Raw genomic sequence first — 25098 nt, forward strand, 5'->3', positions numbered from 1 at the left:
GTCCTCTTCGCGAGCAGGCTCGCTCCCACAACTGGAATGCGTTTCCCTGTGGGAGCGAGCCTGCTCGCGAAGAGGCCAGTTCGGCCGCGAAACCTTTGCGACAGGCAACAAAAAGCCCACCAATAAGGTGGGCTTGATGTAGTCAGCCGATGATCAGAACAGCTTCATCTTCGGCGCTTCTTCTTTCAGCGCTTCGTTCTGCGCGGTCTGCGCATTCCAGCCACCGCCCAGGGCCTTGTACAGGTTGACCGCACTGGTCAACTGCGCGAGGCGGTCGGTGATCAGCGCTTGTTGTGCGCTGAACAACTGACGCTGGGCATCGAGGAAGGTCAGGTTGCTGTCGACGCCGATGCGATAGCGACGTTCGGCCAGGCGGTAGTAATCCTGGTTGGCCTGCACGAAGTCACGCTGCGCTTGCAGCTGCTCGGTGTAGGTCTGGCGCGCGGCCAGGCCGTCGGCGACTTCCTGGAAGGCCGTTTGAATCGACTTCTCGTAGTTCGCCACGCCAATGTCCTTCTGGATCTTGGCGTAGTCGAGGCTGGCGCGCAGGCTGCCGGCGTTGAAGATCGGCAGGTTGATCTGCGGCTGGAACAGCCACGTCCCCGAGCCACCCTTGAACAGACCGGACAGATCCGGGCTCAGGCTGCCCGCGTTGGCGGTCAGGCTGATGCTCGGGAAGAACGCTGCACGGGCCGCGCCGATGTTGGCGTTGGCCGCCTTCAGGTTGTACTCGGCTTGCAGAATGTCCGGACGACGTTGCAGCAGGTCCGAAGGCAGACCGGCCGGTACGTCGCTGAGCAGGTCATCAGACAGCGGTTTGGCCGTTTGCAGATTGGCCGGAATACCGGTGCCGAGCAGCAGGGTCAGGCTGTTTTCGTCCTGCGCGACCTGGCGGGTATAACGCGCCAATTGTGCCCGGGCGTTTTCCACGGAAGTGCGCGACTGTGCCAGATCCAGCGCCGAGGCCACACCGACTTCGTTGCTGCGGCTGGTCAGCTTGTAGCTTTCTTCGAAGGCACCGAGGGTGTCCTGCGTCAGCTTGAGCAGTTCCTTGTCCGCTTGCCAGGTCAGGTAAGCATTGGCGACGTTGGCGACCAGACTGATCTGCGTACTGCGGCGTGCTTCTTCAGTAGCGAAGTACTGTTGCAACGCTTGCTCGCTCAGGCTGCGCACCCGACCGAACAGGTCGAGTTCGTAGGCGCTGACGCCGACGGTAGCCGAGTAGGAGCTGCTGATCATCGACTCGCCGGTCTGCGAGGCACGGGCCGGCAGACGCTGGCGGCTGCCGGCGGCATTGGCCGACACTGCCGGGAACAGGTCGGCGCGCTGGATGCGGTACTGCGCCGCGTAAGCGTCGATGTTCAGCGCCGCGACACGCAGGTCGCGGTTGTTTTCCAAGGCGACCTGGATCAGCTGTTGCAGGGCAGGGTCATGGAAAAACTGCTTCCAGCCCTGTTCGGCAGCGGCTTGCGCCGGAGCCTGGGCCGGCGAATATGCCGGCCCCTGCGGGTACTGACCTGCGACCGGAGCCTCAGGCTGCTGATAGTCAGGTATCAGCGAGCAACCGCTCAGCACGAAGGCGGCGACTGCGATGGAGAGTAGCGACTTGCTCATTGGCCAGCCTCTTTAGGAGTTTCAGTAGTCTCATCCGCGTCGGTCTTTTTACGCTGACCGATGGACGACACAGTAACGAAGAACAGTGGGACCCAGAAGATCGCCAGGATCGTGGCCGTGAGCATACCGCCAATCACGCCGGTACCGATCGCGTGCTGACTGCCTGAACCGGCGCCGGTGGAAATCGCCAGCGGCACAACACCGAGAACGAAGGCCAGCGAGGTCATGATGATCGGGCGCAGACGCATGCGGCAGGCTTCGATTGCCGCCTCGCGCAGGCTGCGTCCCTGTTCATGCAGTTCCTTGGCGAATTCGACGATCAGAATGGCGTTTTTAGCCGCCAGACCGATGGTCGTCAACAAGCCCACCTGGAAGTACACGTCGTTGGACAGACCGCGCAGGCTGGTAGCCATCAGTGCACCGATGATCCCCAGCGGTACCACGAGCATGACCGCGATCGGAATCGACCAGCTCTCATACAGCGCCGCCAGACACAGGAACACCATCAGCAGCGACAGGGCGTACAGCGCTGGCGCTTGCGAGCCGGACAGACGTTCCTCGTAGGACAGACCGGTCCAGGAGATACCGACACCGGCCGGCAGCTTCTTGGCAATCGCTTCGACTTCAGCCATCGCTTCACCGGTGGAGTAGCCAGGCGCCGGAGCCCCGAGGACCTCGACCGCTTCCACACCGTTGTAACGCGCCAGTTTCGGCGAACCGTAGACCCACTCACCCTTGGCGAACGCCGAGAACGGAACCATGGTGCCTTCGGCGTTGCGAACGTACCACTTCTTCAAGTCTTCGGGGCTCATGCGCGAATCCGGCTGGCCCTGCACGTAGACTTTCTTCACCCGACCACGGTCGATGAAGTCGTTGACGTAGCTACTGCCCAGTGCGATCGACAGGGTGTTGTTGATGTCGCTGATGGTGATGCCGAGGGCACTGGCCTTCTCGTCGTCGATTTCCAGCTGGAACTGCGGCTCATCGTTCAGGCCGTTCGGACGCACCTGGGTCAGCACCTTGCTTTGCGCCGCCATGCCGAGGAACTGGTTGCGCGCTTCCATCAGTTTTTCGTGACCGATACCGGCGCGGTCCTGCAGGAACACGTCGAAACCGGTGGCGTTACCCAATTCCAGAACCGCTGGCGGGGCGAAGGCAAACACCATCGCGTCGCGGAAGCTGAAGAAGTGTTGCTGGGCACGCGCGGCGAGCTTGAACACGCTGTTGTCGGCGTTACGCTCGCCCCACGGTTTGAGCATGATGAACGCCATACCCGAGCTCTGCCCACGGCCGGCGAAGTTGAAGCCGGTCACGGTGAACACCGAAGCCACCGCGTCCGCCTCACCACCGTCCTTGTTCGGACGCAGCAGGTACTCACGCATTTCATCCACGACCACCTGCGTGCGCTGGGCACTGGAACCGGCCGGGGTCTGAACCTGGGCGAACAGTACGCCCTGGTCTTCTTCCGGCAGGAACGCGGTCGGGATGCGGGTGAACAGCCAGATCATGCCGACGACGATCAGCAGATACGCCAGCAGGTACGGCGCCTTGCGGGTCAGCATGTTGCCGACGCCGCGCTCGTAGCTGCGTACGCCACGGTCGAAGTTACGGTTGAACCAGCCGAAGAATCCTTTCTTCGGAGTACCGTGCTCGCCTTTCGGAATCGGCTTGAGCATGGTCGCGCACAGCGCCGGGGTGAAGATCAGGGCAACCAGTACCGACAGGGCCATGGCCGACACGATGGTGATCGAGAACTGCTTGTAGATCACACCAGTCGAGCCGCTGAAGAATGCCATCGGCAGCAGTACCGCCGAGAGTACGAGGGCGATACCGACCAGTGCGCCCTGGATCTGGCCCATGGATTTCTTCGTCGCTTCCTTCGGTGACAAGCCTTCTTCGCTCATCACCCGCTCGACGTTTTCCACCACGACGATGGCATCGTCCACCAGCAGACCGATGGCCAGCACCATGCCGAACATGGTCAGGGTGTTGATGCTGAAACCGGCGGCGGCGAGGATGCCGAACGTACCGAGCAGTACCACTGGCACGGTCATCGTGGTGATGACGGTGGCGCGGAAGTTCTGCAGGAACAGGAACATCACCAGGAACACCAGCGCGATCGCTTCGACCAGCGTGTGCACCACGCCTTTGATCGACTCGGTCACCACCGGAGTGGTGTCGTACGGGAACACCACTTCCATGCCTTGCGGGAAGAACGGCTTGAGGCTGTCGATGGTGTTGCGCAGCGCTTTGGCGGTATCGAGGGCGTTGGCGCCGTTGGCCAGTTTCACCGCCAGACCGGAAGCCGGGCTGCCGTTGAACTGGGCGCTGATCGCGTAGTTCTCGCCGCCGAGACCAACTTCAGCCACGTCTTTGAGGCGAACCTGCGAGCCGTCCTTGTTGACCTTGAGCAGGATTTCCTTGAACTGCTCGGCGGTCTGCAGACGGGTCTTGCCGATGATCGTCGCGTTCAGTTGCTGGCCCTGCACGGCAGGCAAGCCACCGAGCTGACCGGACGACACCTGGACGTTCTGCGCAGCAATGGCGTTCTTCACGTCGACCGGGGTCAGGTTGAAGTTGTTCAACTTGGCCGGGTCGAGCCAGATACGCATCGCGTACTGCGCACCGAAGACTTGGAAGTCACCGACACCGGCGGTGCGCGAGATCGGGTCCTGCATGTTCGACACGATGTAGTTGGACAGGTCGTCCTTGGTCATGCTGCCGTCGCGCGACACCACGCCGATCACCAGCAGGAAGTTCTTCACTGCCTTGGTCACGCGGATACCCTGTTGCTGCACTTCCTGCGGCAGCAGCGGGGTAGCCAGGTTCAGCTTGTTCTGGACCTGGACCTGCGCGGTGTCGGAGTTGGTGCCTTGCTCGAAGGTCGCGGTGATGGTCATGCTGCCGTCGGAGTTACTTTCCGAAGACACATAACGCAGGTTGTCGATACCGTTGAGCTGTTGCTCGATGACCTGCACCACGGTGTCCTGCACGGTTTGTGCGGACGCGCCCGGGTAGGTCACCTGGATCGCAATGGCCGGTGGCGCAATGCTCGGGTATTGGTTGATCGGCAGTTTCAGGATCGAAAGTGCCCCGACCAGCATGATCACCAGGGCGATTACCCAGGCGAAAATCGGACGGTCGATGAAGAATTTTGACATGGGTTACTCCCCTTTGCCGCCGGCGGCTTTGTCAGCTGCCTGTGCGGGGGCCGGGTTCTTGGTGCCGACGTTAGTCGCTTCGGTCGCTTTGACCTCAACGCCCGGTTTGACGTACTGCAGCCCTTCGGTGATCAGACGATCGCCGGCTTTCAGGCCGTCTTCGATCAGCCACTGGCTGCCGACGGTGCGGCTGGCCTTGAGCTGACGCAGCTCGACCTTGTTGTCGGCGCCGACGACCAATGCGGTCGGGGTGCCTTTGAGGTCGCGGGTCACGCCTTGCTGCGGCGCGAGAATCGCTGCGCTGTTGACGCCGGCTTGCAGCTGGGCGTGGACGAACATGCCTGGCAGCAGGGTGTGATCGGGGTTGGGGAACACGGCGCGCAGGGTCACCGAGCCGGTGGTCTGGTCAACCGAGACTTCGGAGAATTCCAGCTTGCCGTCGAGCTTGTACTGGCTGCCGTCTTCCAGGGTCAGCTTGACCGCAGCGGCGTTGTCGCCAGCCTTCTGCAGACGGCCGCTTTCCAGTTCGCGGCGCAGTTCCAGCAGTTCCACCGACGACTGGGTGACGTCGACGTAGATCGGATCGAGCTGCTGAATCACTGCCATTGCATCGGCCTGGCCATTGCTCACCAGTGCGCCTTCGGTGACCGAAGAGCGGCCGATACGGCCGGAGATCGGCGCATAGACCTTGGTGTAACGCACGTTGATCTGCGCAGTCTGAAGCGACGCTTCCGATTGCAGGCGGTTGGCCAATGCGGTGTCGTATTCCTGACGGCTTACGGCTTGCTCATCGACCAGTTGCTTGTAGCGGTCGGAGATCGACTTGGTCGAACGCAGGTTGGCTTCGGCACTTTTCAGCGTCGCTTCATAGACCGACGGATCGATCTGATAAAGCTGCTGACCGGCTTTGACGTCGGCGCCTTCCTTGAACAGGCGCTTGAGAATGATGCCGTTGACCTGCGGGCGAACTTCAGCGATGCGGAACGCACTGGTGCGGCCCGGAAGTTCCGAGGTCAGGGTAAAGGCTTGTGGTTGCAGGGTGACGACGCCGACCTGAGGGGGCGGAGCGGCTGGGGCCGCTTCTTCCTTTTTACATCCGCTGAGCAGCGATGCCAGGGCGACGGCAGTGACCAGAGCGGTAACAGCTGGCTTGAATTGCATGAAGATCCTCGGGTCAGGCGCGCATGAAGCGCACAAGAAGTGTGAAAGAGTAAAAATCGGGCACCGGGTGGATAAGTAGCTTGCTAAGTAATATACTTACGTTCATGGTTGTTTGTAAACACCTGCGCCGCGTACCCACCCTGTTACAAAAGTCGTCGCAAGGTTTGAAATTGTAGGCCGGGGAGTCGATTCACGAGAGATCGCCCCCTCTTTATTCAGCGGATATTCAGCCATCCCTGAAACATCCTGTTTGAGGTTTTACTGCCATGGTCCGTCGTACCAAAGAGGAAGCTCAGGAAACCCGCAGCCAGATTCTGGAAGCGGCCGAGAAAGCCTTTTATGAAAGGGGGGTTGCCCGCACCACCCTGGCGGACATCGCGACCCTCGCCGGCGTGACGCGTGGCGCCATCTACTGGCATTTCAGCAACAAGGCCGATCTGGTCCAGGCGATGCTCGACAGCCTGCACGAACCGCTGGATGAACTGGCCAAGGCCAGCGAAAGCGAGGACGAACCGGACCCGCTGGGCTGCATGCGACAGTTGCTGATTCATTTGTTTCATCAAGTTGCACTGGACCCGAAAACCCGGCGCATCAACGAAATTCTGTTTCATAAGTGCGAGTTCACCGATGAAATGTGCGATCTGCGCCAGCAGCGCCGGACGGCCAGTCTCGATTGCAATCTGCGCATCGGCCTGACCCTGCGTAATGCGGTGAATCGCGGCCAGTTGCCGGAAGACCTCGACACTGCCCGCGCGGCCATCAGCATTCATGCCTACATCGACGGCCTGCTGTACGGCTGGCTGCTGGCCCCGGACAGCTTCGAACTGCATGCCGAGGCTGAACGCTGGGTCGACACCGGGCTGGACATGCTGCGCCTGAGCCCAAGCCTGCGCAAATGAAACAAAATGCGCAATGGCCCGGCAGGATGTCAATCAGCCGCCATGGCTGATGATCGCGGCGGGGAGTTTAATCGTAGCGAGTCGCAGATTTTGTAGGGAAATTGTGTCGCTGTTGTTAAACGGTGTTTGCTTGCGCTTGTCCTGCGCCAATAGCAAAAAGCCCCTGACTCTCAAAAGTCAGGGGCTTTTTCATTTCTGCGCTACAGCGTGATTACAAGGTCGGATAGTCGATATAACCGACCGGACCCTTGCCGTAGAAAGTCTCCGGATGCGGCTCGTTCAGCGGCGCATCAGCCTGCAAACGTGCCGGCAGGTCCGGGTTGGCAATGAACGGCACGCCGAACGCTACGGCGTCTGCCTTACCGCTGGCCAGCCACTCGTTGGCGCTTTCCTTGGTGAACTTCTCGTTGGCGATGTACGGGCCACCGAAAGCTTCTTTCAGTTGCGGGCCGAGGCTGTCGGCGCCTTCTTTTTCGCGCGAGCAGATGAACGCGATGCCACGCTTGCCCAGTTCACGGGCGACGTAGGTGAAGGTCTCGGCAAGATTGTCATCGCCCATGTCATGGGAATCGGCACGCGGTGCCAGGTGCACACCAACGCGGCCAGCGCCCCAGACTTCGATCGCGGCGTCGGTCACTTCCAGCAGCAGGCGCGCACGGTTTTCCAGCGAGCCGCCGTACTGGTCGGTGCGCTGGTTGGTGCTGCTTTGCAGGAACTGGTCGAGCAGGTAGCCGTTGGCGCCGTGGATTTCCACGCCGTCGAAACCGGCGGCCTTGGCGTTCTCGGCACCGGTGCGGTAGGCGTCGACGATGTCGGCGATTTCAGCGGTTTCCAGAGCGCGCGGGGTAGGGTAGTCGGCCAGTGGGCGAACCAGGCTGACGTGACCCTTTGGCTGAATGGCGCTTGGGGCCACCGGTGCTTCACCGTTCAGGTACGAAGGGTGGGAAATGCGGCCAACGTGCCACAGTTGCAGGAAGATCTTGCCGCCGGCGCCGTGAATCGCCTTGGTCACGTTGGCCCAGCCACGCACTTGATCGTTGGACCAGATGCCTGGGGTGTCCGGATAGCCGACGCCCATCGGCGTTACCGAAGTGGCTTCACTGAGGATCAGGCCGGCCGAGGCGCGTTGTACGTAGTATTCGGCCATCAGCGCGTTCGGCACACGGCCTTCGTCGGCGCGGCAGCGGGTCAGCGGGGCCATGATGATGCGGTTGTTCAGCTCGATGTCGCCGAGTTTGATCGGGTCGAAAATAGTCGCCATGTCTAAAAGCCTCTCTTTAATAAAGGAAGTTGATCAGTTGGAAGCAGGGGCCAGCTCGGCATTGCCGTTCTGGCGGAAGGTAATCAGGGTTACCAGCAGGGCCAGTACAGCCAGCGCGGCGGCGGCCAGTGGCACGCTGGTCAGGCCGTAGCCGTGGGCGATGACGCTGCCGCCGACCCAGGCGCCAAGCGCGTTGCCGACGTTGAAAGCGCCGATGTTCAGGGTCGAAACCAGGTTCGGCGCAGCCTTGCCGAAGGTCACCACGTTGACTTGCAGCGCGGGCACAGCGGCGAAACACGCGGTGGCCCAGAGGAACAGGGTGATTTCAGTCGGGATCAGCGCGACGCTGGTCCAGCTCAACACCGTGGACACCACGGCCATGGCGATGAACACGCCGATCAGCGTGGCGGCCATGCCTTTGTCGGCGAGTTTGCCGCCGATGATGTTGCCGACCGTCAGACCGAGGCCGATGAGCATCAGTGTCCAGGTCACGCCACGCGGCGACACGCCAGTGACTTCGCCGAGCAGCGGCGCAACGTAGGTGAACAGGGTGAAGACCGAGGCGGCGAACAGCGCGGTCATGCTCAGCGACAGCCAGATGCCGGCGCCCTTGAGGGCGGCGAGTTCGGCGCGCATGTCGAGTTTCTCTTCGTCACGCTTGGCCGGCAGAAAGCGGATCAGGCCGATCAGCGCGATCACACCGATGACGGTCACCGCCCAGAAGGTCGAACGCCAGCCGGCTTCCTGACCCAATGCGGTGCCCAGCGGTACGCCGAGCACGTTGGCCAGGGTCAGACCGGTGAACATCAGGGCGACCGCCGAGGCACGTTTGTTTGGCGCGACCAGATTGGCCGCCACCACCGAGCCGATGCCGAAGAATGCACCGTGGCACAAAGCGGTGACTACCCGGGCAAACATCAGCACGTTGTAGTCGCTGGCGATGGCGCAGAGCAGGTTGCCGACAATGAAGATGCCCATCAACGCCACCAGCGCGGCCTTGCGCGGCAGCTTCGCGGTGGCCAGCGCCATGAACGGTGCACCGATGGCCACGCCCAGGGCGTAACCGGTGACCAGCCAGCCGGCGCCGGGAATCGACACACCGAGATCCGCCGCCACGTCGGGCAGCAGGCCCATGATGACGAACTCGGTGGTGCCGATGGCGAAGGCGCTCAGGGCGAGGATGAGAAGCGAAAGGGGCATGCAGGTTTCCTTGTCGGCTGGCTGACGTTAAGGGTCAGAGCTCTTTACTGAGGGTGCTGAGAAACGCCTGGATGACGTCCTCGTTACGTTTGAAGAAATGCCACTGCCCGGCCTTCTGGCTGCTGATCAGCCCGGCCCGTTGCAACGTCGCCAGGTGGGCCGACACGGTCGATTGCGACAGGCCGCAACGCTGATCTATCTGCCCGGCGCAAATACCGTATTCGTGGTTGTGCAACTGCTCGGGGAATTCGCCTTTCGGGTCTTTCAGCCAGTTGAGGATGTCTCGCCGTACTGGGTGCGCCAGGGCTTTTATTATTTCGTCGAGGTCGAGGTTCATGGCTTGGGCTCGTGGTGGCAGTGGCGATATATCGCGATGGAGCGAACTTTAAATCGTTGGATCGCGATATACCAATATGAATTCGGTCTGACGACCGCATAAATCGTTATATCGGGTTATAACGATACGAGGATGCTGGAGGAGCGAACGCAGTGCTAAGCTGCGCCCATGAACTATCTCGCGCATTTGCATCTCGGCGGCCAGCGCCCTGGTCAGTTACTCGGCAGCCTGTATGGCGACTTCGTCAAAGGTCGGCTGCAAGGCCAGTTCGACCCCGAGGTAGAGGCGGCGATTGCGCTGCATCGGCGCATCGACGTGTTCACCGATCGGCATCCACTGGTGGACACTGCCCTGGGCCGCTTTACCGAAACGCGCCGACGCTATGCCGGAATCGTCCTCGATGTGTTTTTCGATCATTGTCTTGCGCGGGACTGGACGCTGTACGCCGACCGACCGCTGGAGCAGTTCACCGCAGACGTCTATCAGGTGCTGTCCCGCGAACGGCAATTGCCGGAGCGGCTGGCAAAGATCGCCCCGCACATGGTCGCCAACGACTGGCTGGGCTCGTATCGCGAATTTGAGGTGCTGGAACAGGTGCTGCGCGGGATCTCGCGACGGCTGACCAGGCCGGAGGAATTGGCGGGGGCAATGGCGGAGTTGCGGCGGTTGTATGAGCCGTTGAGTGAAGACTTCAGCTTGTTCTACCCGCAATTGCAGGATTTCGCACAAAACTCTGATCCACTGAAGATCTGAATGTGGGAGCGAGCCTGCTCGCGAAGGCGTCCTGTCAGTCAATATATTCGGCGACTGACAGGTCGCATTCGCGAGCAGGCTCGCTCCCACAGGGGATTTGTATTTTCAGGCGGCGATCAAATCGCCTGCGCGACGCGGTTCGGCAGGTTTCGCCACCTCACCAAACAACACCTTCTGCACCGCCTGCTGCGCTTCGAACGCCAGCGCCGCGCGCTCGCGGCCCTGACAGGCAATCGGCTTGAGCAGATGCACCTCGACATCGCCGCAGTCATGGCTGAACAGGCGCATCAGGTGCGAGAGCAAATCATCGTCACCAATGAACGGCGCCAGCGTATCGATTTCGCCGTCGCGCAGATAACGAATCGCCACCGGTTGCAGCATCACTTCGGAATCGATCGCCGCCGACAGCAGGCGACCATGAAAGGTGCGCAGCGAACGGCCATCGGTGGTGGTGCCTTCGGGGAACATCAGCAGTGCATGTTCAGTTTGCAGATGGCGGGTCATCTGCTTGCGGATCAACTGACTGTCGCCCGACCCACGGCGGATGAACAGGCTGCCGGCTTTGGCTGCGAGCCAGCCGGCCACCGGCCAGGTGCGCACTTCGGCCTTGGACAGAAACGACAGCGGCGTGAGCATGCCCAGCAGCGGAATGTCGGTCCACGACACGTGATTGCTGACCCACAGCATCGGCTGTTTTGGCAGCTCGCCATGGACGCTCACGCGAAAGGGCAGGGCATTGCTCAAACGCGCCATGAAAAAACGCGACCAGCGCTGCCGCCGCTCCATCGAGTGCGCCAGACCAATGCGCTCGAACACGCCGAAGACGCTCGCCATGGTCAGCCCCAGCGTCACCACCAGCAGCACTCGCGCGATTCGCGCGTACACCCGCAACCGGCTCATCACACCGCCGCCTTGAAGTGTTTGGCGTAGCGCGGGCAGAGTTCGTCGCGCTTGAGCAGGATGAACACGTCGGCCACCTGGAAGTCTTCGTCCCAGCACGGCTCGCCGCAGATCTTCGCGCCGAGGCGCATGTAGGCCTTGAGCAGCGGCGGCATTTCGGCGATGACGTTGGACGGAATATCCAGCGTCGGCAGAGGATTTTTCGGCTCGGCGCGCAGGTGTTCGGTGCACAGATAACGTTCGCGCAGACGCTGCATGATCGCGTGGGCCTGAATGCCGCCGTCCTGCATCGGGATGCTCGCGCAACCCATCAGGTAGCTGTAGCCGCCCTGATTGAGCACTTCGGCCAATTCGCCCCAGAGCACGGCGATGGTGCCGCCGTTGCGGTACGCCGGATCGACGCAGGTGCGGCCGATTTCCAGGATCGGGCCTTGCAGATGGGCGAGGCCGTGCAGGCTGAATTCTTCTTCGCTGTAGAACTTGCCGAGGCTGCTGGCGGCAGTGTGATCGAGCAGACGCGTGGTGGCGACCAGGCGCCCGGTGTTCAGGTCACGCACGCCGATGTGGCTGCAGTGAACATCATAATCATCCATGTCCAGACCCAGTTCGGCGCCTTTCAGTTTGGCGTTGAACTCGCCGCTGAAGACGGCGAAGCGCAGGGCCTGGGCTTGCTGCAAGGCTTCGGCGCCGATCAGGCGTTCGGCTTGCAGGCGGCGTTCATTGCCGGTGTCGCTGATGCGGGCGATTTGCGTCATGTGAATCTCCGTACGGGCCTTTAACCCGTCGTGGGTTGCAGCCGATCGACTTTCTTTATGCAGCCGTGTTGTGCAAAGTCAGGCTATGTAGCCCCGGTGTCATCGCCATGAACGTTCGGTGATGCTTATATGACAGCCCACAAGGAGGCGCCCATGCCCTGGCCAGATCTGCTGCACCGCCGTGAACGCTTGCCCGCCGCAGCTGATCTGGCCGAGGGCTTTGCAACGTTGTTGCAGACGCTGGGCAACGTCACGCCGTTCGAATTGGCGGTGGCCGGCGGGCGGCGGATGGCGACGCCGGGGCTGGCGTTTCTGGTCGGTTATCAGGCGGCGCTGCGCATGTTGTGGCCGAGCGCGCCGCTGAGCCTCGGCGCCTTGTGCGCGACCGAGCAACGCAGCCTGCGTCCGGCCGATATGCAAACGCGGCTGCGCGATTTGCGCTTGAGTGGGCGCAAGGATTTCGTCACCGCAGGCGACGCCGCCGATTGGTTACTGGTGGCTGCGCGCAGTGAGGAGCCTGGCGAAACACCGCGCCTGAGTCTGGCGGTGGTGTATCCCGGCGAGCCCGGCGTGAAGGTGGAAAAACTTCCGGCGTTGCCGTTGATGCCGGACATCAGCCACGGTCGCCTGTACCTCGACGGCGCCCTGTGCGAATTGCTCGCTGGCGATGGCTGGGACGCCTACGTCAAACCGTTTCGCACCCTTGAAGATGTCTACGTGCTCAGCGCCATGACCGCGTGGTTGTACGGCGTCGGCCAGGACAGCGACTGGCCGCAGGCCCTGCAACTGCGATTGCTGGCGCTGCTGGCCGGGTGCGCCGAGGCCAGCCGGCAAGCGCCGAACAATCCGCCCGGGCATGTGCTGCTGGGCGGGTTGTTTGCGCAGTTTGAAGCGCTGGCGGGGGAGGTGGACCAGGCATTGGGCAATGGCCCGGTGGAGTGGGCGCAGATGTGGCAGCGGGACAAGGGCGTGATGCAGTTGGCGGCAGGGGCGAGGGCGAAGCGGTTGGCCAAGGCTTTGGCGGTGACCTGAGCGGCCCCTTCGCGAGCAGGCTCGCTCCCACAGGGACGGTATTCTTCAATTGAAATGCGATCAACTGTGGGAGCGAGCCTGCTCGCGAAGGCGGCCTCAAAATCACCATACATCTGTCATAAACCCCGACTAGTCTCGACAGGTTCATTCCCAGAGCGCCCACCATGTTCAAAGGCCTGTCCCTGTTCCTGCTGCTGATCAGCCTCACCGTCCGCGCCGAACAATGGCCCGGCGAGCAATGGCCCATCGCCCCGCAGATCACCGGCCCGGCCGTCGAAGCGCTGGAAAACTACGCCTTCGCGCCCCGTAACGACGCCACCCGCGACGGCATCCGCACCGACGCCTTGCTGATCATCCGCGACGGCCAGATCATTTACGAACGCTACGCCGCTCCGACCACTGCACAGACACCGCATCTGACCTGGTCGATCAGCAAAAGCCTGCTGGCAACGGTCCTCGGCGTGGCCTACGGCGAAGGCCGGTTCAAGCTCGACGATCCAGCGCTGAAGTTCTACCCGGCGCTGGAAAAACACCCGGCGATCACCCTCGGCCATCTGCTGAACTGGGCCTCCGGTCTCAATTGGCAGGAGGACTACGAATTCGCCCCGCTGAAATCTTCGGTGGTGGCGATGCTCTACACCCGCGGCCATCGCGACATGGCCGCGTTCACTGCGGACCACGACGCCTACGCCGCGCCGGGTCAGGCTTTCCGTTATTCCAGCGGTGACAGCAATCTGCTCGCCGCTGCCCTGAAAACCATGGTCGGCGCAGAGCGTTATGCCGATTATCCGTGGACAGCATTGTTCGAGCCGTTGGGCATTCGCCACGCCGTGTGGGAAAGCGATGCCAGCGGCACCTTTGTCGCCTCGTCCTATGCCTATCTCACCGCGCGGGATCTGGCGCGGGTCGGTCTGCTGATGGCGCGCGGCGGGCGCTGGAACGATCGGCAGTTGCTGCGCGAGGATTGGCTCGCGTTCAACCTCACACCGTTTGCCGGCTACAAGGCGCATCAGGACGAAGCCATACCCGGCGGCCATTGGTGGCTCAATCGTCCTGTCGACGGCGCCACATCACCATGGCCCGACGCCCCACCCGACACCTTCGCCGCCCTCGGCCACTGGGGCCAGGCGCTGTACGTGATGCCCAGCCAGAAGCTGGTGATCGTGCGTTACGGCGATGACCGCGATGGCAGCTACCGGCACAACGAACTGCTCAAACGCGTGTTGCAGGCGGTGCGGCGATGAAGCGCTTTCTATTGTTGCTGCTGATCGTGCTGCTCGGCTGGGGATGGTATGAACGCGAGAATCTCTGGGCTTTCCCGGACATCATCAGCGCCTACACCGCCAAGGAATATTGCTCGTGTCGTTATGTGATGAACAACGATGCCGGGTATTGCCGTGGCTATGTGAAGCAATGGCTGCCAACCAGCCGTTTTACCGATGACGCTTCGAGCAAAACCATCACCGTCAGCGGCATGGGCCGCAGCAACAGCGCGCAGTGGCTGAGCGAACGCCAGGGCTGTCGCCTGAATCCTTGAATTATCTGGTCTCCCCTGTGGGAGCGAGCCTGCTCGCGAAATCGTCGCAAGCCGCAATACATGCTGTGCGGGGAGCATTGCATTCGCGAGCAGGCTCGCTCCCACAGGGCTTGCAATAACTTGGCGGGCGGTTAAGGTTCGTGCAGGTTTATCGCCCCCACGAGTGTTCAATGTTCAACCGCTCCCTCTATACAACCTTCGCCAGTCTGCTGTTGACCGCCGTTGCGCTGCCGGCCCAGGCCAATTGGTATCTGGATGGCGAGTCGTCGCGGCTGTCGTTCGTCAGCACAAAAAATGCCAGCGTGTCGGAGGTGCAGCGCTTTCTGGTGCTGCACGGCAAGGTCGATCCCAACGGTCGCGCCGAGGTCGAAGTCGAGCTCGAATCGATCAACAGCGGCATTCCGCTGCGCGATGAGCGCATGCGCAAGGAGCTGTTCCAGATCGAGCAGTTTCCCGCAGCCACCATCACTACCCAGATCGACCTGCGTCCGATCAACGATCTGGCCCCCGGCGCGCAGCTGGAGTTGCGCCTGCCGCTGACCGTCAGCCTGCACGGCAAGCAGCACGAATACCCGGCCGAGTTGCTCGCCACTCGTCTCGATGACCGGCGTTTTCAGGTGGTCACGCTGGAGCCGCTGGTGATCAATGCCGAGGATTTCGATCTGGCGCCTGGCCTGGAAAACCTGCGCAAACTCGCCGATCTGTCGGCGATCAGTCTGTCGGTGCCGGTGGGTGCGGTGCTGATTTTCACGGCGCGCTGACATGCGCGGTGCGGTGTTCCCTTGGCGTGACGGCAACCGTTTCGAACTGTTGATCGACGGCCCGCAGTTCTTTCCGCGCATGCTCGAGCACATCGCTGGAGCTACAGAACAGATCGAACTGGAGCTGTACCTGGTCGAGGCCGGCGCCTGCGCCGAAGCCATCGTCCAGGCGCTGGTCGCGGCGGCCGAGCGCGGAGTGCGCGTGCGTTGCCTGTTCGATGATTACGGCAGCCTCGCGTTCACGCTGCATCTGCGCCAGCGCCTGACCCAGGCCGGGGTCGAGCTGCGTTTCTACAATCGCCTGAGCTGGCGGCGCTGGGTCGGCAATTTCTATCGTGACCACCGCAAGTTGCTGCTGGTCGACCAATGCCTGGCAGTGGTCGGCGGCACCGGCGTGACCGATGAATTCTGGACGCCGGGCCATGATGTCAGCGAGTGGCACGAGGTGATGGTCGAGATCAGCGGCCCATTGGTGATCGATTGGCAATTGCTGTTTGATCGCCAGTGGATCGCCAACCGCTACCGCCGCGCCTGGCGCCAGGCGCGGCCGGGCGCCAACCGCTACCGCCGCGCCTGGCGCCCGGCCGCGCATTTCGGCTTGCCGCGCCTGCCGCGTGTGCCGGACAAGGGCGAAGGCATGGGCCGCGTGGCGTATGCCGATGCCCGTCAACATCGCGACATTTTGCAGTCGTTGTTCCGTGCGTTGAACAGCGGGCAAAAACGCATCTGGATGGCCACGCCGTACTTCCTGCCGACCTGGAAAATCCGCCGCTCGCTGCGCAAGGCTGCCGCGCGCGGCGTCGATGTGCGCTTGCTGCTGACCGGGCCGCGCACCGATCACCCGTCAGTGCGCTACGCCGGGCATCGCTACTACCCGCGCCTGCTCAAGGCCGGGGTGCAGATCTTCGAATACCAGCCGTGCTTCCTGCACCTGAAAATGGTTCTGGTCGACGAATGGGTAAGCATCGGTTCGTGCAACTTCGATCACTGGAATCTGCGTTTCAATCTGGAGGCGAATCTGGAAGCGCTGGACCCGGCGTTGACGGCAGCAGTGGAGGCGAGCTTTGTGAAGGACTTCGGCTTGAGTCAGCTGGTGAGCCTGGAGGAATGGCAGCGCCGACCGTTGTGGCGGCGGGTCAAGCAGCGGGTGTGGGGCTGGGTGGATCGGTTGGTGGTGAATATTCTCGACCGTCGCGGATAACCACGATTTTGAATACACCTTGAATCCAATGTGGAAGCGAGCCTGCTCGCGAAAGCGGTGTGTCATTTGATCGTTCCCACGCTCCGCGTGGGAATGCCTCTAGGGACGCTCCGCGTCACTGGACGCGGAGCGTCACGGGCTGCATTCCCACGCAGAGCGTGGGAACGATCAGTGCAGGGGGGGCGGTGTGCTTGCTGTTACAGCAATTCAAAGCTCTGCTGCGTCACCGCCTGCGAATCCAGGCCGATCTGCACGTTGAACTTGCCAGGCTCGGCTGCGTATTTGAGCTGGGCGTTGTAGAACTTCAGGTCTTCCTCGGTGATGGTGAAGTGCACGACCTTCTGTTCGCCGGCCTTGAGCATGATTTTCTGGAAGTTCTTCAGTTCTTTCACCGGGCGGATCATCGAACCGGTGACGTCCTGGATGTACAACTGCACCACGGTTTCGCCGTCACGCTTGCCGGTGTTCTTGACCATGACGCTGGCGTCGAGTTTGCCGCTGGCGTTGAGGGTGGTCGATGACAGCGCCATATCGCTCAGGGCGAAGGTGGTGTAGCTCAAGCCATAACCGAACGGAAACAGCGGGCCGGTGGTGTCATCGAAATACTGCGAGGTGTAGTTGCCCGGTTTGCCCGGCGTGAACGGCCGGCCGATGCTCAGGTGGTTGTAGTAGGTCGGGATCTGGCCCACGGAACGCGGGAAGGTCACCGGCAGTTTGCCCGACGGGTTGTAGTCGCCGAACAGCACGTCGGCGATGGCGTTGCCGCCCTCGGTGCCGCTGAACCAGGTTTCCAGAATCGCATCGGCCGACTGGTTCTCTTCGAGAATCGTCAGTGGGCGGCCGTTCATCAACACCAGCACCAACGGCTTGCCAGTGGCTTTCAGCGCGCGGATCAATTCGCGCTGGGTTTCCGGGATGTTCAGGTCAGTGCGACTCGAGGATTCGTGGGACATGCCACGGGACTCGCCCACCGCTGCAACGATCACGTCAGCCGCTTTCGCCGCTTTCACTGCCTCGTCGATCAGCACGTTGGCCGGGCGCGGGTCATCGACCACTTCCGGAGCATCGAAGTTGAGGAAGTTCAGGTAGTCGAGGACCTTCTTGTCGCCCGTGATGTTGGCGCCACGGGCGTAGATCAGGTTGGCCTTGTCGCCGATCACGGAATTCATGCCATCGAACAGCGTGACCGATTGCGCCGGGCGCCCGGCGGCGGCCCAACTGCCCATCATGTCGATCGGGGCTTTCGCCAATGGGCCGACCAGCGCGATTTTCGCGTCTTTCTTCAGCGGCAGGGTTTCGTTGTGGTTCTTCAGCAGCACCAGACTGCGACGTGCCACTTCGCGGGCCTCGGCGCGGTGCAGGCGACTCTCGGCGTAGGTGTCGGCCGGGTCATCTTCAGCTTTGCCGATGCGCAGGTACGGGTCCTTGAACAGGCCCATGTCGTACTTGGCCGCGAGCACTTCGCGCACAGCGTTGTCGATGTCTTTCTGTTCGATCTCGCCGGACTTGAGCAGCCCCGGCAGCTCTTTGCCGTAGAGGGTGTCGTTCATGCTCATGTCGATGCCGGCCTTGATCGCCAGCTTTGCCGCTTCGCGACCGTCGCGAGCGACGCCGTGCTTGATCAGTTCGAAAATCGCGCCGTGATCGCTGACCGCCAGGCCTTTGAAGCCCCAGTCCTTGCGCAGCAGGTCGTTCATCAGCCAGGTGTTGGCCGTGGCCGGAATGCCGTTGATCGAGTTCAACGCCACCATCACACCGCCAGCGCCGGCATCGATCGCAGCGCGGTAGGGCGGCAGGTAATCCTGGTACATCTTCACCGGGCTCATGTCGACGGTGTTGTAGTCGCGACCGCCCTCGACCGCGCCGTAAAGGGCGAAGTGCTTGACGCTGGCCATGATGCTGTCGGCGGCGCTTGGGGTCTCGCCCTGATAGGCTTTGACCATGACTTTGGCGATGCGCGAGGTCAGGTAAGTGTCTTCGCCGAAACCTTCGGAGCTGCGGCCCCAGCGCGGATCGCGGGAGATATCCACCATCGGCGCGAAGGTGATGTCGAGGCTGTCAGCGGCGGCTTCTTTCGCCGCAACGCGACCGGACTGGCCGATGGCGTCCATGTCCCAGCTCGACGCAAGGGCCAGCGGAATCGGGAAAATCGTACGGTGACCGTGGATCACGTCGTACGCGAAAAACATCGGAATCTTCAGGCGACTGCGCATGGCCGCGTCCTGCATCGGACGGTTTTCCGCGCGGGTGATCGAGTTGAACGTGCCACCGATGTTGCCGCCGGCAATTTCCTTGCGGATCAGTTCGCGGGGCATTTCCGGGCCGATGCTGATCAGGCGCAACTGGCCGATCTTCTCGTCGAGGGTCATTTGTTTCATCAGGTTGCTGATGAAAGCGTCCTTGTTTTCCAAAGGTACCGGGGTCGTGGCGGCCAGTACCTGATGACTGGCCAGGCTGACGAACAGACCCAGCAAACACAGCTTCTTCATGAATTTTTTCTCTAGAGCCCAAACGGTGATGTAACACCGGCCAGCCAAAATGTAGGGAGCGACTATTGTTGTTCGGGTGCCGGCGCAAAATCCTGAGCCGGAAAACCGCAGCCGACAGCGGCAACGTGAACGCGAAGGGCACTTTTTAGCCGATTAACCCGTCGCATGCCAGTGGCGGCGCCGATTATGCCCCAACCGCTGGCCGGGAATGCCCAGCGCTCGGTTTTTAAATCAAATGTGTCATGGAGCATCACTGCAATGAATATCAGCTCAACCTCCCGTTCACGGCTACAGATCGCCACGTTGCTGGTGTTCGCCACGCTGTTGACCGCGTGCGGCATCAACAATATCCCGACCCTCGACGAACAGGTCAAAGCCGCCTGGGGCCAGGTGCAGAACCAGTATCAGCGCCGCGCCGACCTGATCCCCAATCTGGTGGAAACCGTGAAGGGCTATGCCGCCCATGAGCAGGAAACCCTGACCGCCGTGATTGAAGCGCGGGCCAAGGCGACGTCGATTCAGGTCGATGCCAGCACCCTCGACAATCCCGAGAAGCTCAAGCAGTTCCAGCAGGCGCAGGATCAACTGACCGGCGCATTGAGCCGTTTGATGGTGGTCTCCGAGCGCTATCCGGATCTGAAGGCCAACCAGAACTTCCTCGCCCTGCAATCGCAACTTGAAGGCACGGAAAACCGCATAGCCGTGGCGCGTCGCGACTTCATTCTGGCGGTGCAGAAATACAACACCGAGATCCGCACCTTCCCCGGTCGCCTGTGGCACAGCGTGATGTACAGCGATCTGCCGATGCGCGAAACCTTCGAAGCCACCACGCCCGGCGCGGAGAAGGCCCCGGAAGTGAAATTCTGACTCGAGGTCGCCCATGCGTGTGTTGAAACTGAGCCTGGTGCTGCTGCTCTGGCTGTTCGCCGTCAGCGCCCGGGCCGAACTGACGTTTCCGCCGCTGAGCGGGCGCGTGGTCGATCAGGCGCAGATGCTCGAGCCATCGATTCGCGCGCAACTGAGCCAGCAATTGCAGGCGCACGAACAGGCCACCGGCGAACAATTGGTGGTGGTCACGTTGCCCGATCTGCAGGGCACCACCATCGAGGATTTCGGCGTTCAGCTCGGTCGGCACTGGGGCATCGGTCAGAAGGACAAGAACAACGGCGCCTTGCTGATCGTCGCGCGTGACGAGCGCAAATTGCGCATCGAAGTCGGCTATGGCCTGGAGGATCGCCTGACCGATGCGCAGTCGTCGGTGATCATTCATCAGGTCATCACGCCGGCGTTCAAGGCCGGCAATTTCAGCAAAGGCATCAGCGACGGCGTTGCGGCGATGCTGGTGGTGCTCGGTGGCAATCCGCTGGACGAACCCTCAACCGTGTACGAATCCAGCGGCGACCCGGCGGATGATTTCATCTCGCGGCACCCGGCGCTGTTCGTGTTCCTGGTGATGTTGTTCATCGTGACGGTGTTTGTCTGCCAGATGCTCGGTATCCTGCCTGCCGGCCGGGGCGGCTCCGGAGGAGGGGGCGGCTTTGGCGGTGGCGGCGGATTCGGCGGCGGTGGCGGTGGCGGCTTCAGCGGTGGCGGGGGCAGTTTCGGCGGCGGCGGTTCGTCCGGCGGCTGGTGAGATCAAAAGAATAATGAGCAGGCACTTTTCGACATGGCATTACTGACTGAACACGAACAACGCAAAGTCGCCGAGGCCATCGCCCGGGTCGAGCGCGACACCGACGCCGAACTGGTCACGGTGCTCGCTGCCCGTGCCGACGATTACGCATACATCCCGCTGCTCTGGGCCAGCCTGCTGGCGCTGGTGTTGCCGGGCATCGTCCACTACCTCACGGGCTGGCTGACCCTGCGCAGTCTGCTGCTGGTGCAATGGGGCATGTTCATCGTCCTGTGCCTGCTGTTTCGTCTGCCGAAAATCACCACGCATCTGGTCCCGCGCCGCGTGCGCCACTGGCGCGCCTCCAACCTGGCGCGGCGGCAGTTTCTCGAACAGAACCTGCACCACACCGTGGGCAGCACCGGCATGCTGATTTTTGTCTGTGAGGCTGAGCGCTATGTGGAGATTCTGGTGGACGAGGGGATTTCCAGACGGCTGGATAACAGCAACTGGGACGCGATTGTCGCAGCGTTCACCGAACAGGTCCGCCAGGGCCGCACGCTTGAAGGGTTTGTCACGTGCGTGGAGGCGTGTGGTGAGTTGTTGAAGGTGCACGTGCCGGTGACGCAGGTGCGGAACGAGTTGCCGAATCGGTTGGTGGTGTTGGGGTAGATCAAAAGCTCGCAGCCTTCGGCAGCTCCTAAAGGAGAATGCATTCCAATTGTAGGAGCTGCCGAAGGCTGCGATCTTTTGATTTTCGCCGTTGGGTAAATAAGAGGGTGTCCCCAACCCCCATCCCCCCTAAAATACCCGCCATTCCCGATTCCGCCCGTCCGAGGCCGCTTGTCCATGTCCGTTTCCGCTGCTTCCGCGCCGTCCGCCAAACCGGCCGCCGATCACCACGCCCAGTTCATCGAGCTGCTGCAAGCCAGCCTCGACGACAGCGGTTTCATCAAACTGGTGCTGGCCAAGTACGTCGGTGAAGAGGCGGATCTGCAACGGGTCATCATCAAACCGGTGACGGTCAAGGCGCAGCCGTGCCTGTCATTTGTTTATCGCTACAAGACCCGCGACATCACCAAAAATCTGCCGCTGAGCGAAGGCGTGGCGCTGATTGCCGGGCTGCTGCCGACCTCGTTCAAAAATGCGCATTTACTGGCGCTGACCGACGAAGCGCAGCTGGAATACAGCAAAAAGGGCAAGAGTTCGCTGTTCAAGAGCAAACCTCAGCAATTGCGTGAAGCGCCGTCCGCCGAGCACAACCGCGAGAAAAACCGCTTTCTCGAACTGAGCCGCCCCTTCCTCAAGGACCTCGGCGTGACCAATGCGCAACACGAGCTGATCCCGGCGATGTCGCGCAAGTGGAAGCAGATCAACAAGTTCATCGAAGTGTTCAGCCATGCCCTGACCTCGTCGCCGCTGGCGCTGGACAAACCGGTGCGGGTCGCCGATTTCGGTTCGGGCAAGGGCTACCTGACGTTCGCCATTCACGACTACCTGCGCAACACGCTGAAGGCCGAGGGCGAAGTCACCGGCGTCGAGCTGCGCGAAGAAATGGTCAGCCTGTGCAACGCCGCAGCGGCCAAGCTCGAGCATCCGGGGCTGGTGTTCAAGTGCGGTGACGTGCGTACGGTGGCGCCGAGCGAACTGGACGTGATGATCGCCCTGCATGCCTGCGACATCGCCACCGATTACGCGATCCACACCGGCATCCGCTCGGGTGCGTCGATCATCATGTGCTCACCGTGCTGTCACAAACAGATCCGCCTGCAGATCCAGAGCCCGGCGCTGCTCAAGCCGATGCTGCAATATGGCTTGCACCTCGGCCAACAGGCGGAAATGGTCACCGACAGCTTGCGTGCACTGTTCCTCGAAGCCTGCGGTTACGAGACCAAAGTCTTCGAATTCATTTCGCTGGAACACACCAACAAGAACAAGATGATTCTCGCGGTGAAACGCGCCGAGCCGGTCGATCCGACGCAACTGTTGGCGAAGATCGCAGAGCTGAAAGCGTTCTATCACATCAGCGAACACTGCCTGGAAACCCTGCTGCGCGCTGACGGCTATATGCCTTAACAGGCAGCTGCAAGCTTCAAGCGGCAAGCTGCAAGTTGAAGCATGACGCTGGTGTGCCTGATTTGGGTGATCCTGCTTTTTCTTGCAGCTTGCAGCTTGCAGCTTGCAGCTTGCAGCTTGCAGCTTGAAGCTTGCAGCTTGCAGCTCAATTTGGGTCTACCTTGAATACTCCCCAGACCTTTCCCCGAGGAGTTTTCCCATGGCCGCGAAAAAGATTCTGATGCTGGTCGGCGATTACGTCGAAGACTACGAAGTGATGGTGCCGTTCCAGGCCCTGCAGATGGTCGGCCACACGGTCCACGCCGTGTGCCCGGACAAGTCCGCCGGCAGCACCGTGCGCACGGCGATTCATGATTTTGAAGGTGATCAGACTTACAGCGAAAAACCCGGTCACTTGTTCGCCCTCAATTTCGATTTCGCCAAGGCCAGCGAAGTCGATTACGACGCGCTGCTGATTCCCGGCGGTCGTGCGCCGGAATACCTGCGGCTGAACGACAAAGTCCTCGAACTGGTGCGCGCGTTCGACAACGCCGGCAAGCCCATCGCAGCGGTGTGCCATGGCGCGCAACTGCTCGCGGCGGCGGGTGTGCTCGAGGGGCGTGAGTGCAGCGCGTATCCGGCCTGCGCCCCGGAAGTCCGGTTGGCGGGCGGCACCTACATCGACATACCGGTGACCGATGGCCATGTTCAGGGCAATCTGGCCAGCGCTCCGGCGTGGCCGGCGCATCCTAAATGGCTGGCCGGTTTCCTCGGTCTGCTCGGTACGAAAATCACCTTGTAGTCGAGGCAGGCGACAGATCGCAGACGCTGGTCTTTACTCTGAAGCGCGAATTCTCTCAATCGCCCCCAGGAGAAACAGACATGTCCGGATGGTACGAAGTGAGCAAAAGCAGCAACGGCCAATTCAGGTTCGTGTTGAAAGCAGCGAACGCCGAAACGATTCTGACCAGCGAGCTCTACAGCACCCGCGCCGGTGCCGACGGCGGCATCGCCTCGGTGCAGGCCAACAGCCCGCTGGACGAACGTTACGAGAAAAAATCGACCAAGGATGGCCACCCGTACTTCAACCTCAAGGCGGCCAATCACCAGATCATCGGCAGCAGCGAGTCGTATTCATCGGATGGCGCGTGCGACAAGGGCATCGCCAGCGTGAAGGCCAACGGCCCGACGAAAACCATCAAGGACAAGACCCTGCCTGTCCTCTGAAATCCGACATCAACCTGTGGGAGCGAGCCTGCTCGCGAAGGTGTCAGCCCGGCCAATATCAAACCTCAACCGGTACCGACAACTGCGGATCGCCCAGGGCATGGCTCTTGGCATCAAAGAACCGCAACTCAACCCCGGTACCTTCAAACACCTTGGCGTAGTGACGCTTCTGATGCTGGATAAACGCAGCGCTGCGCGGGTAAATCGAGATCGCCACGCACTTCGGTCTGGCCAACCGCAGCGCCCGCACCAGATGTGCATCCTGCTCGCCCAGCGCATGGCCGAAGATGCACAGGCTGTCGCCATGGGCCAGTAACTGCTCGTAGCAGAACGACAGATAATCCGAGCTGCGGATGGTCTTTAGCTTATCGGCGCTCGGCCCTTCGGTAACGAACAGGGGCACGTCGTCCAGGGTCTTGATCGTATTGTTGATGGCGAAACTGCCGAGCAGGGTGCCCTGGGTCGAGGTCAGTTTGCGCGCGGTGCCGTCCTGATTGCGCACCAGATGCAGACCACCGTGCAGGTAGAGCAGGCGCGGTTTGTTGGTGGCGCTCTGGCTCAGATCGAAACTTGCGTCCGCGCTGTTGAACAGATCGTCGATGGCCTCGCCGGGGTGTTGCAGCGCCCAGTAATTGAGCAGGTCGTAGTTGGTGGTGAACACCGTGCGATAGCGCGCCAGTTCTGCATTGAGCACCGACAGTGTCGAAGGCTGCACCAGCCGCCACGGGATGTGCACCGCGTGCACCGTGTTGATCAGCGCTTCCTTGATTGCGTAATAGCGATTGCGCGGCGCCGCCGAGCTGACCGCCAGCGCCTTGTTGACCCGGCTGGTGGTCTTCAGGGCGCCCAGCACTTGTTCGAAGCTGCGGGTTTGCAGCGCGTCGAACACCGCCAGTTCCGATGGGCTCAGCGGTTTCTCTTCGACCGTACGGGCGTTTTCGAACAGCGAGTCGTAGCCGAAGTCATCCCACACCGCGCGGCTGGCGCCATTGCCCACCAGCAAACCCTGGAAATCGTTCGCGGCGCGCAGGGCGTTCCAGTCTTCGAGGGTGGCGTCGACATCGAGAAAATCGGTCATTGCGTGGGCGGTCTCAAAACAAAGGGCAGATGGACGGCGACTTTATCACGAGCGGACATTGAGCC

Annotated in this window: 23 protein-coding genes; 13 read left to right on the plus strand and 10 right to left on the minus strand. The window is 61.6% G+C overall.

Translation table 11 applies throughout. The features are described from left to right. Positions 1-153: 153 nt before the first annotated feature. From emhC to emhA, 3 genes are read right to left on the minus strand one after another with little or no spacing between them, the layout of a single operon-like run. Positions 154-1614 carry an efflux RND transporter outer membrane subunit EmhC gene (gene emhC, locus AB9L16_RS05775; protein WP_016771333.1) on the minus strand — a complete coding sequence of 487 codons (1461 nt, stop codon included), beginning with the start codon at positions 1612-1614 and terminating at the stop codon, positions 154-156. After that, entirely contained in the window at positions 1611-4775 is a 3165-nt protein-coding gene (gene emhB, locus AB9L16_RS05780; RefSeq protein WP_252879566.1) for an efflux RND transporter permease subunit EmhB, read from the minus strand. Before emhB ends, emhC begins: the two co-directional genes overlap by 4 nt. 3 nt (positions 4776-4778) lie before the next feature. After that, a complete protein-coding gene (emhA, locus tag AB9L16_RS05785; protein WP_039762673.1) occupies positions 4779-5936 on the minus strand; it encodes an efflux RND transporter periplasmic adaptor subunit EmhA in 1158 nt (385 codons plus the stop codon). A 266-nt stretch (positions 5937-6202) separates the two neighbouring features. Between emhA and emhR the strand changes: the two genes are divergently transcribed. Beyond that, positions 6203-6835 carry an efflux system transcriptional repressor EmhR gene (gene emhR / locus AB9L16_RS05790; RefSeq protein WP_016771330.1) on the plus strand — a complete coding sequence of 211 codons (633 nt, stop codon included), beginning with the start codon at positions 6203-6205 and terminating at the stop codon, positions 6833-6835. A gap of 211 nt (positions 6836-7046) precedes the next feature. Here the strand turns inward: emhR and AB9L16_RS05795 are convergent, their stop codons facing one another. From AB9L16_RS05795 to AB9L16_RS05805, 3 genes are read right to left on the minus strand one after another with little or no spacing between them, the layout of a single operon-like run. Next, complete coding sequence (locus AB9L16_RS05795) at positions 7047-8096, minus strand: alkene reductase (RefSeq protein ID WP_016771329.1); 1050 nt, start codon at positions 8094-8096, stop codon at positions 7047-7049. Between the two features lie 33 nt (positions 8097-8129). Then, the gene (locus tag AB9L16_RS05800; protein WP_016771328.1) at positions 8130-9296 is read right to left on the minus strand and encodes an MFS transporter; all 1167 of its coding nucleotides are present in this window, start codon (positions 9294-9296) and stop codon (positions 8130-8132) included. 34 nt (positions 9297-9330) lie between these two features. Next, positions 9331-9633, minus strand: a complete 303-nt coding sequence (locus AB9L16_RS05805; RefSeq protein WP_016771327.1) for a helix-turn-helix transcriptional regulator — start codon at positions 9631-9633, stop codon at positions 9331-9333. Between the two features lie 168 nt (positions 9634-9801). Between AB9L16_RS05805 and AB9L16_RS05810 the strand changes: the two genes are divergently transcribed. Beyond that, positions 9802-10386: an ACP phosphodiesterase gene (locus AB9L16_RS05810; RefSeq protein ID WP_041478906.1), complete on the plus strand. Its 585-nt coding sequence runs from the start codon at positions 9802-9804 to the stop codon at positions 10384-10386. A gap of 105 nt (positions 10387-10491) precedes the next feature. Here AB9L16_RS05810 and AB9L16_RS05815 read toward each other — a convergent pair whose 3' ends face one another. Both AB9L16_RS05815 and olsB read right to left on the minus strand, forming a co-directional pair. Next, positions 10492-11286, minus strand: a complete 795-nt coding sequence (locus tag AB9L16_RS05815; protein WP_122691696.1) for a 1-acyl-sn-glycerol-3-phosphate acyltransferase — start codon at positions 11284-11286, stop codon at positions 10492-10494. After that, positions 11286-12041: an L-ornithine N(alpha)-acyltransferase gene (gene olsB, locus AB9L16_RS05820; RefSeq protein ID WP_016771324.1), complete on the minus strand. Its 756-nt coding sequence runs from the start codon at positions 12039-12041 to the stop codon at positions 11286-11288. The genes AB9L16_RS05815 and olsB overlap by 1 nt, the downstream gene beginning before the upstream one ends. Before the next feature lie 153 nt (positions 12042-12194). Between olsB and AB9L16_RS05825 the strand changes: the two genes are divergently transcribed. The 5 genes from AB9L16_RS05825 (at position 12195) to AB9L16_RS05845 (ending at position 16572) form a co-directional block, all read left to right on the plus strand. Then, entirely contained in the window at positions 12195-13073 is an 879-nt protein-coding gene (locus AB9L16_RS05825) for an acyl-CoA dehydrogenase family protein (protein ID WP_252868924.1), read from the plus strand. A gap of 164 nt (positions 13074-13237) precedes the next feature. Beyond that, positions 13238-14317, plus strand: coding sequence for a serine hydrolase domain-containing protein (locus tag AB9L16_RS05830; RefSeq protein ID WP_375123221.1), 1080 nt, complete (start codon positions 13238-13240; stop codon positions 14315-14317). After that, positions 14314-14610: an amidase gene (locus AB9L16_RS05835; protein WP_375123222.1), complete on the plus strand. Its 297-nt coding sequence runs from the start codon at positions 14314-14316 to the stop codon at positions 14608-14610. The genes AB9L16_RS05830 and AB9L16_RS05835 overlap by 4 nt, the downstream gene beginning before the upstream one ends. A gap of 170 nt (positions 14611-14780) precedes the next feature. Then, positions 14781-15371, plus strand: a complete 591-nt coding sequence (locus AB9L16_RS05840) for a YceI family protein (protein ID WP_016771320.1) — start codon at positions 14781-14783, stop codon at positions 15369-15371. 1 nt (position 15372) lies between these two features. Beyond that, positions 15373-16572, plus strand: a complete 1200-nt coding sequence (locus AB9L16_RS05845; RefSeq protein WP_375123223.1) for a phosphatidylserine/phosphatidylglycerophosphate/cardiolipin synthase family protein — start codon at positions 15373-15375, stop codon at positions 16570-16572. Between the two features lie 197 nt (positions 16573-16769). Here the strand turns inward: AB9L16_RS05845 and bglX are convergent, their stop codons facing one another. Beyond that, on the minus strand, positions 16770-19061 hold the full coding sequence (gene bglX, locus AB9L16_RS05850) for a beta-glucosidase BglX (RefSeq protein WP_375123224.1): 2292 nt from the start codon (positions 19059-19061) through the stop codon (positions 16770-16772). Positions 19062-19319: 258 nt separating this feature from the next. Here bglX and AB9L16_RS05855 point away from each other — a divergent pair, with 258 nt between their 5' ends. The 6 genes from AB9L16_RS05855 to AB9L16_RS05880 all read left to right on the plus strand — a co-directional run bounded on the left by AB9L16_RS05855 (position 19320) and on the right by AB9L16_RS05880 (position 23955). Then, entirely contained in the window at positions 19320-19928 is a 609-nt protein-coding gene (locus tag AB9L16_RS05855; RefSeq protein ID WP_095180575.1) for a LemA family protein, read from the plus strand. Between the two features lie 13 nt (positions 19929-19941). Next, complete coding sequence (locus tag AB9L16_RS05860; RefSeq protein WP_252887435.1) at positions 19942-20694, plus strand: YgcG family protein; 753 nt, start codon at positions 19942-19944, stop codon at positions 20692-20694. Between the two features lie 33 nt (positions 20695-20727). Then, positions 20728-21345, plus strand: coding sequence for a TPM domain-containing protein (locus AB9L16_RS05865; protein ID WP_095180577.1), 618 nt, complete (start codon positions 20728-20730; stop codon positions 21343-21345). Between the two features lie 177 nt (positions 21346-21522). After that, positions 21523-22749, plus strand: a complete 1227-nt coding sequence (locus AB9L16_RS05870) for an SAM-dependent methyltransferase (protein WP_375123225.1) — start codon at positions 21523-21525, stop codon at positions 22747-22749. Positions 22750-22948: 199 nt separating this feature from the next. Then, entirely contained in the window at positions 22949-23530 is a 582-nt protein-coding gene (locus AB9L16_RS05875) for a DJ-1/PfpI family protein (RefSeq protein WP_122505785.1), read from the plus strand. Between the two features lie 80 nt (positions 23531-23610). After that, on the plus strand, positions 23611-23955 hold the full coding sequence (locus tag AB9L16_RS05880; RefSeq protein ID WP_076566339.1) for a YegP family protein: 345 nt from the start codon (positions 23611-23613) through the stop codon (positions 23953-23955). A 58-nt stretch (positions 23956-24013) separates the two neighbouring features. Here AB9L16_RS05880 and AB9L16_RS05885 read toward each other — a convergent pair whose 3' ends face one another. Beyond that, complete coding sequence (locus tag AB9L16_RS05885) at positions 24014-25033, minus strand: DUF4917 family protein (RefSeq protein WP_375123226.1); 1020 nt, start codon at positions 25031-25033, stop codon at positions 24014-24016. Positions 25034-25098 lie beyond the last annotated feature (65 nt).

The organism is Pseudomonas sp. LW8 (assembly GCF_041956865.1).
Lineage (GTDB): Bacteria > Pseudomonadota > Gammaproteobacteria > Pseudomonadales > Pseudomonadaceae > Aquipseudomonas > Aquipseudomonas siliginis.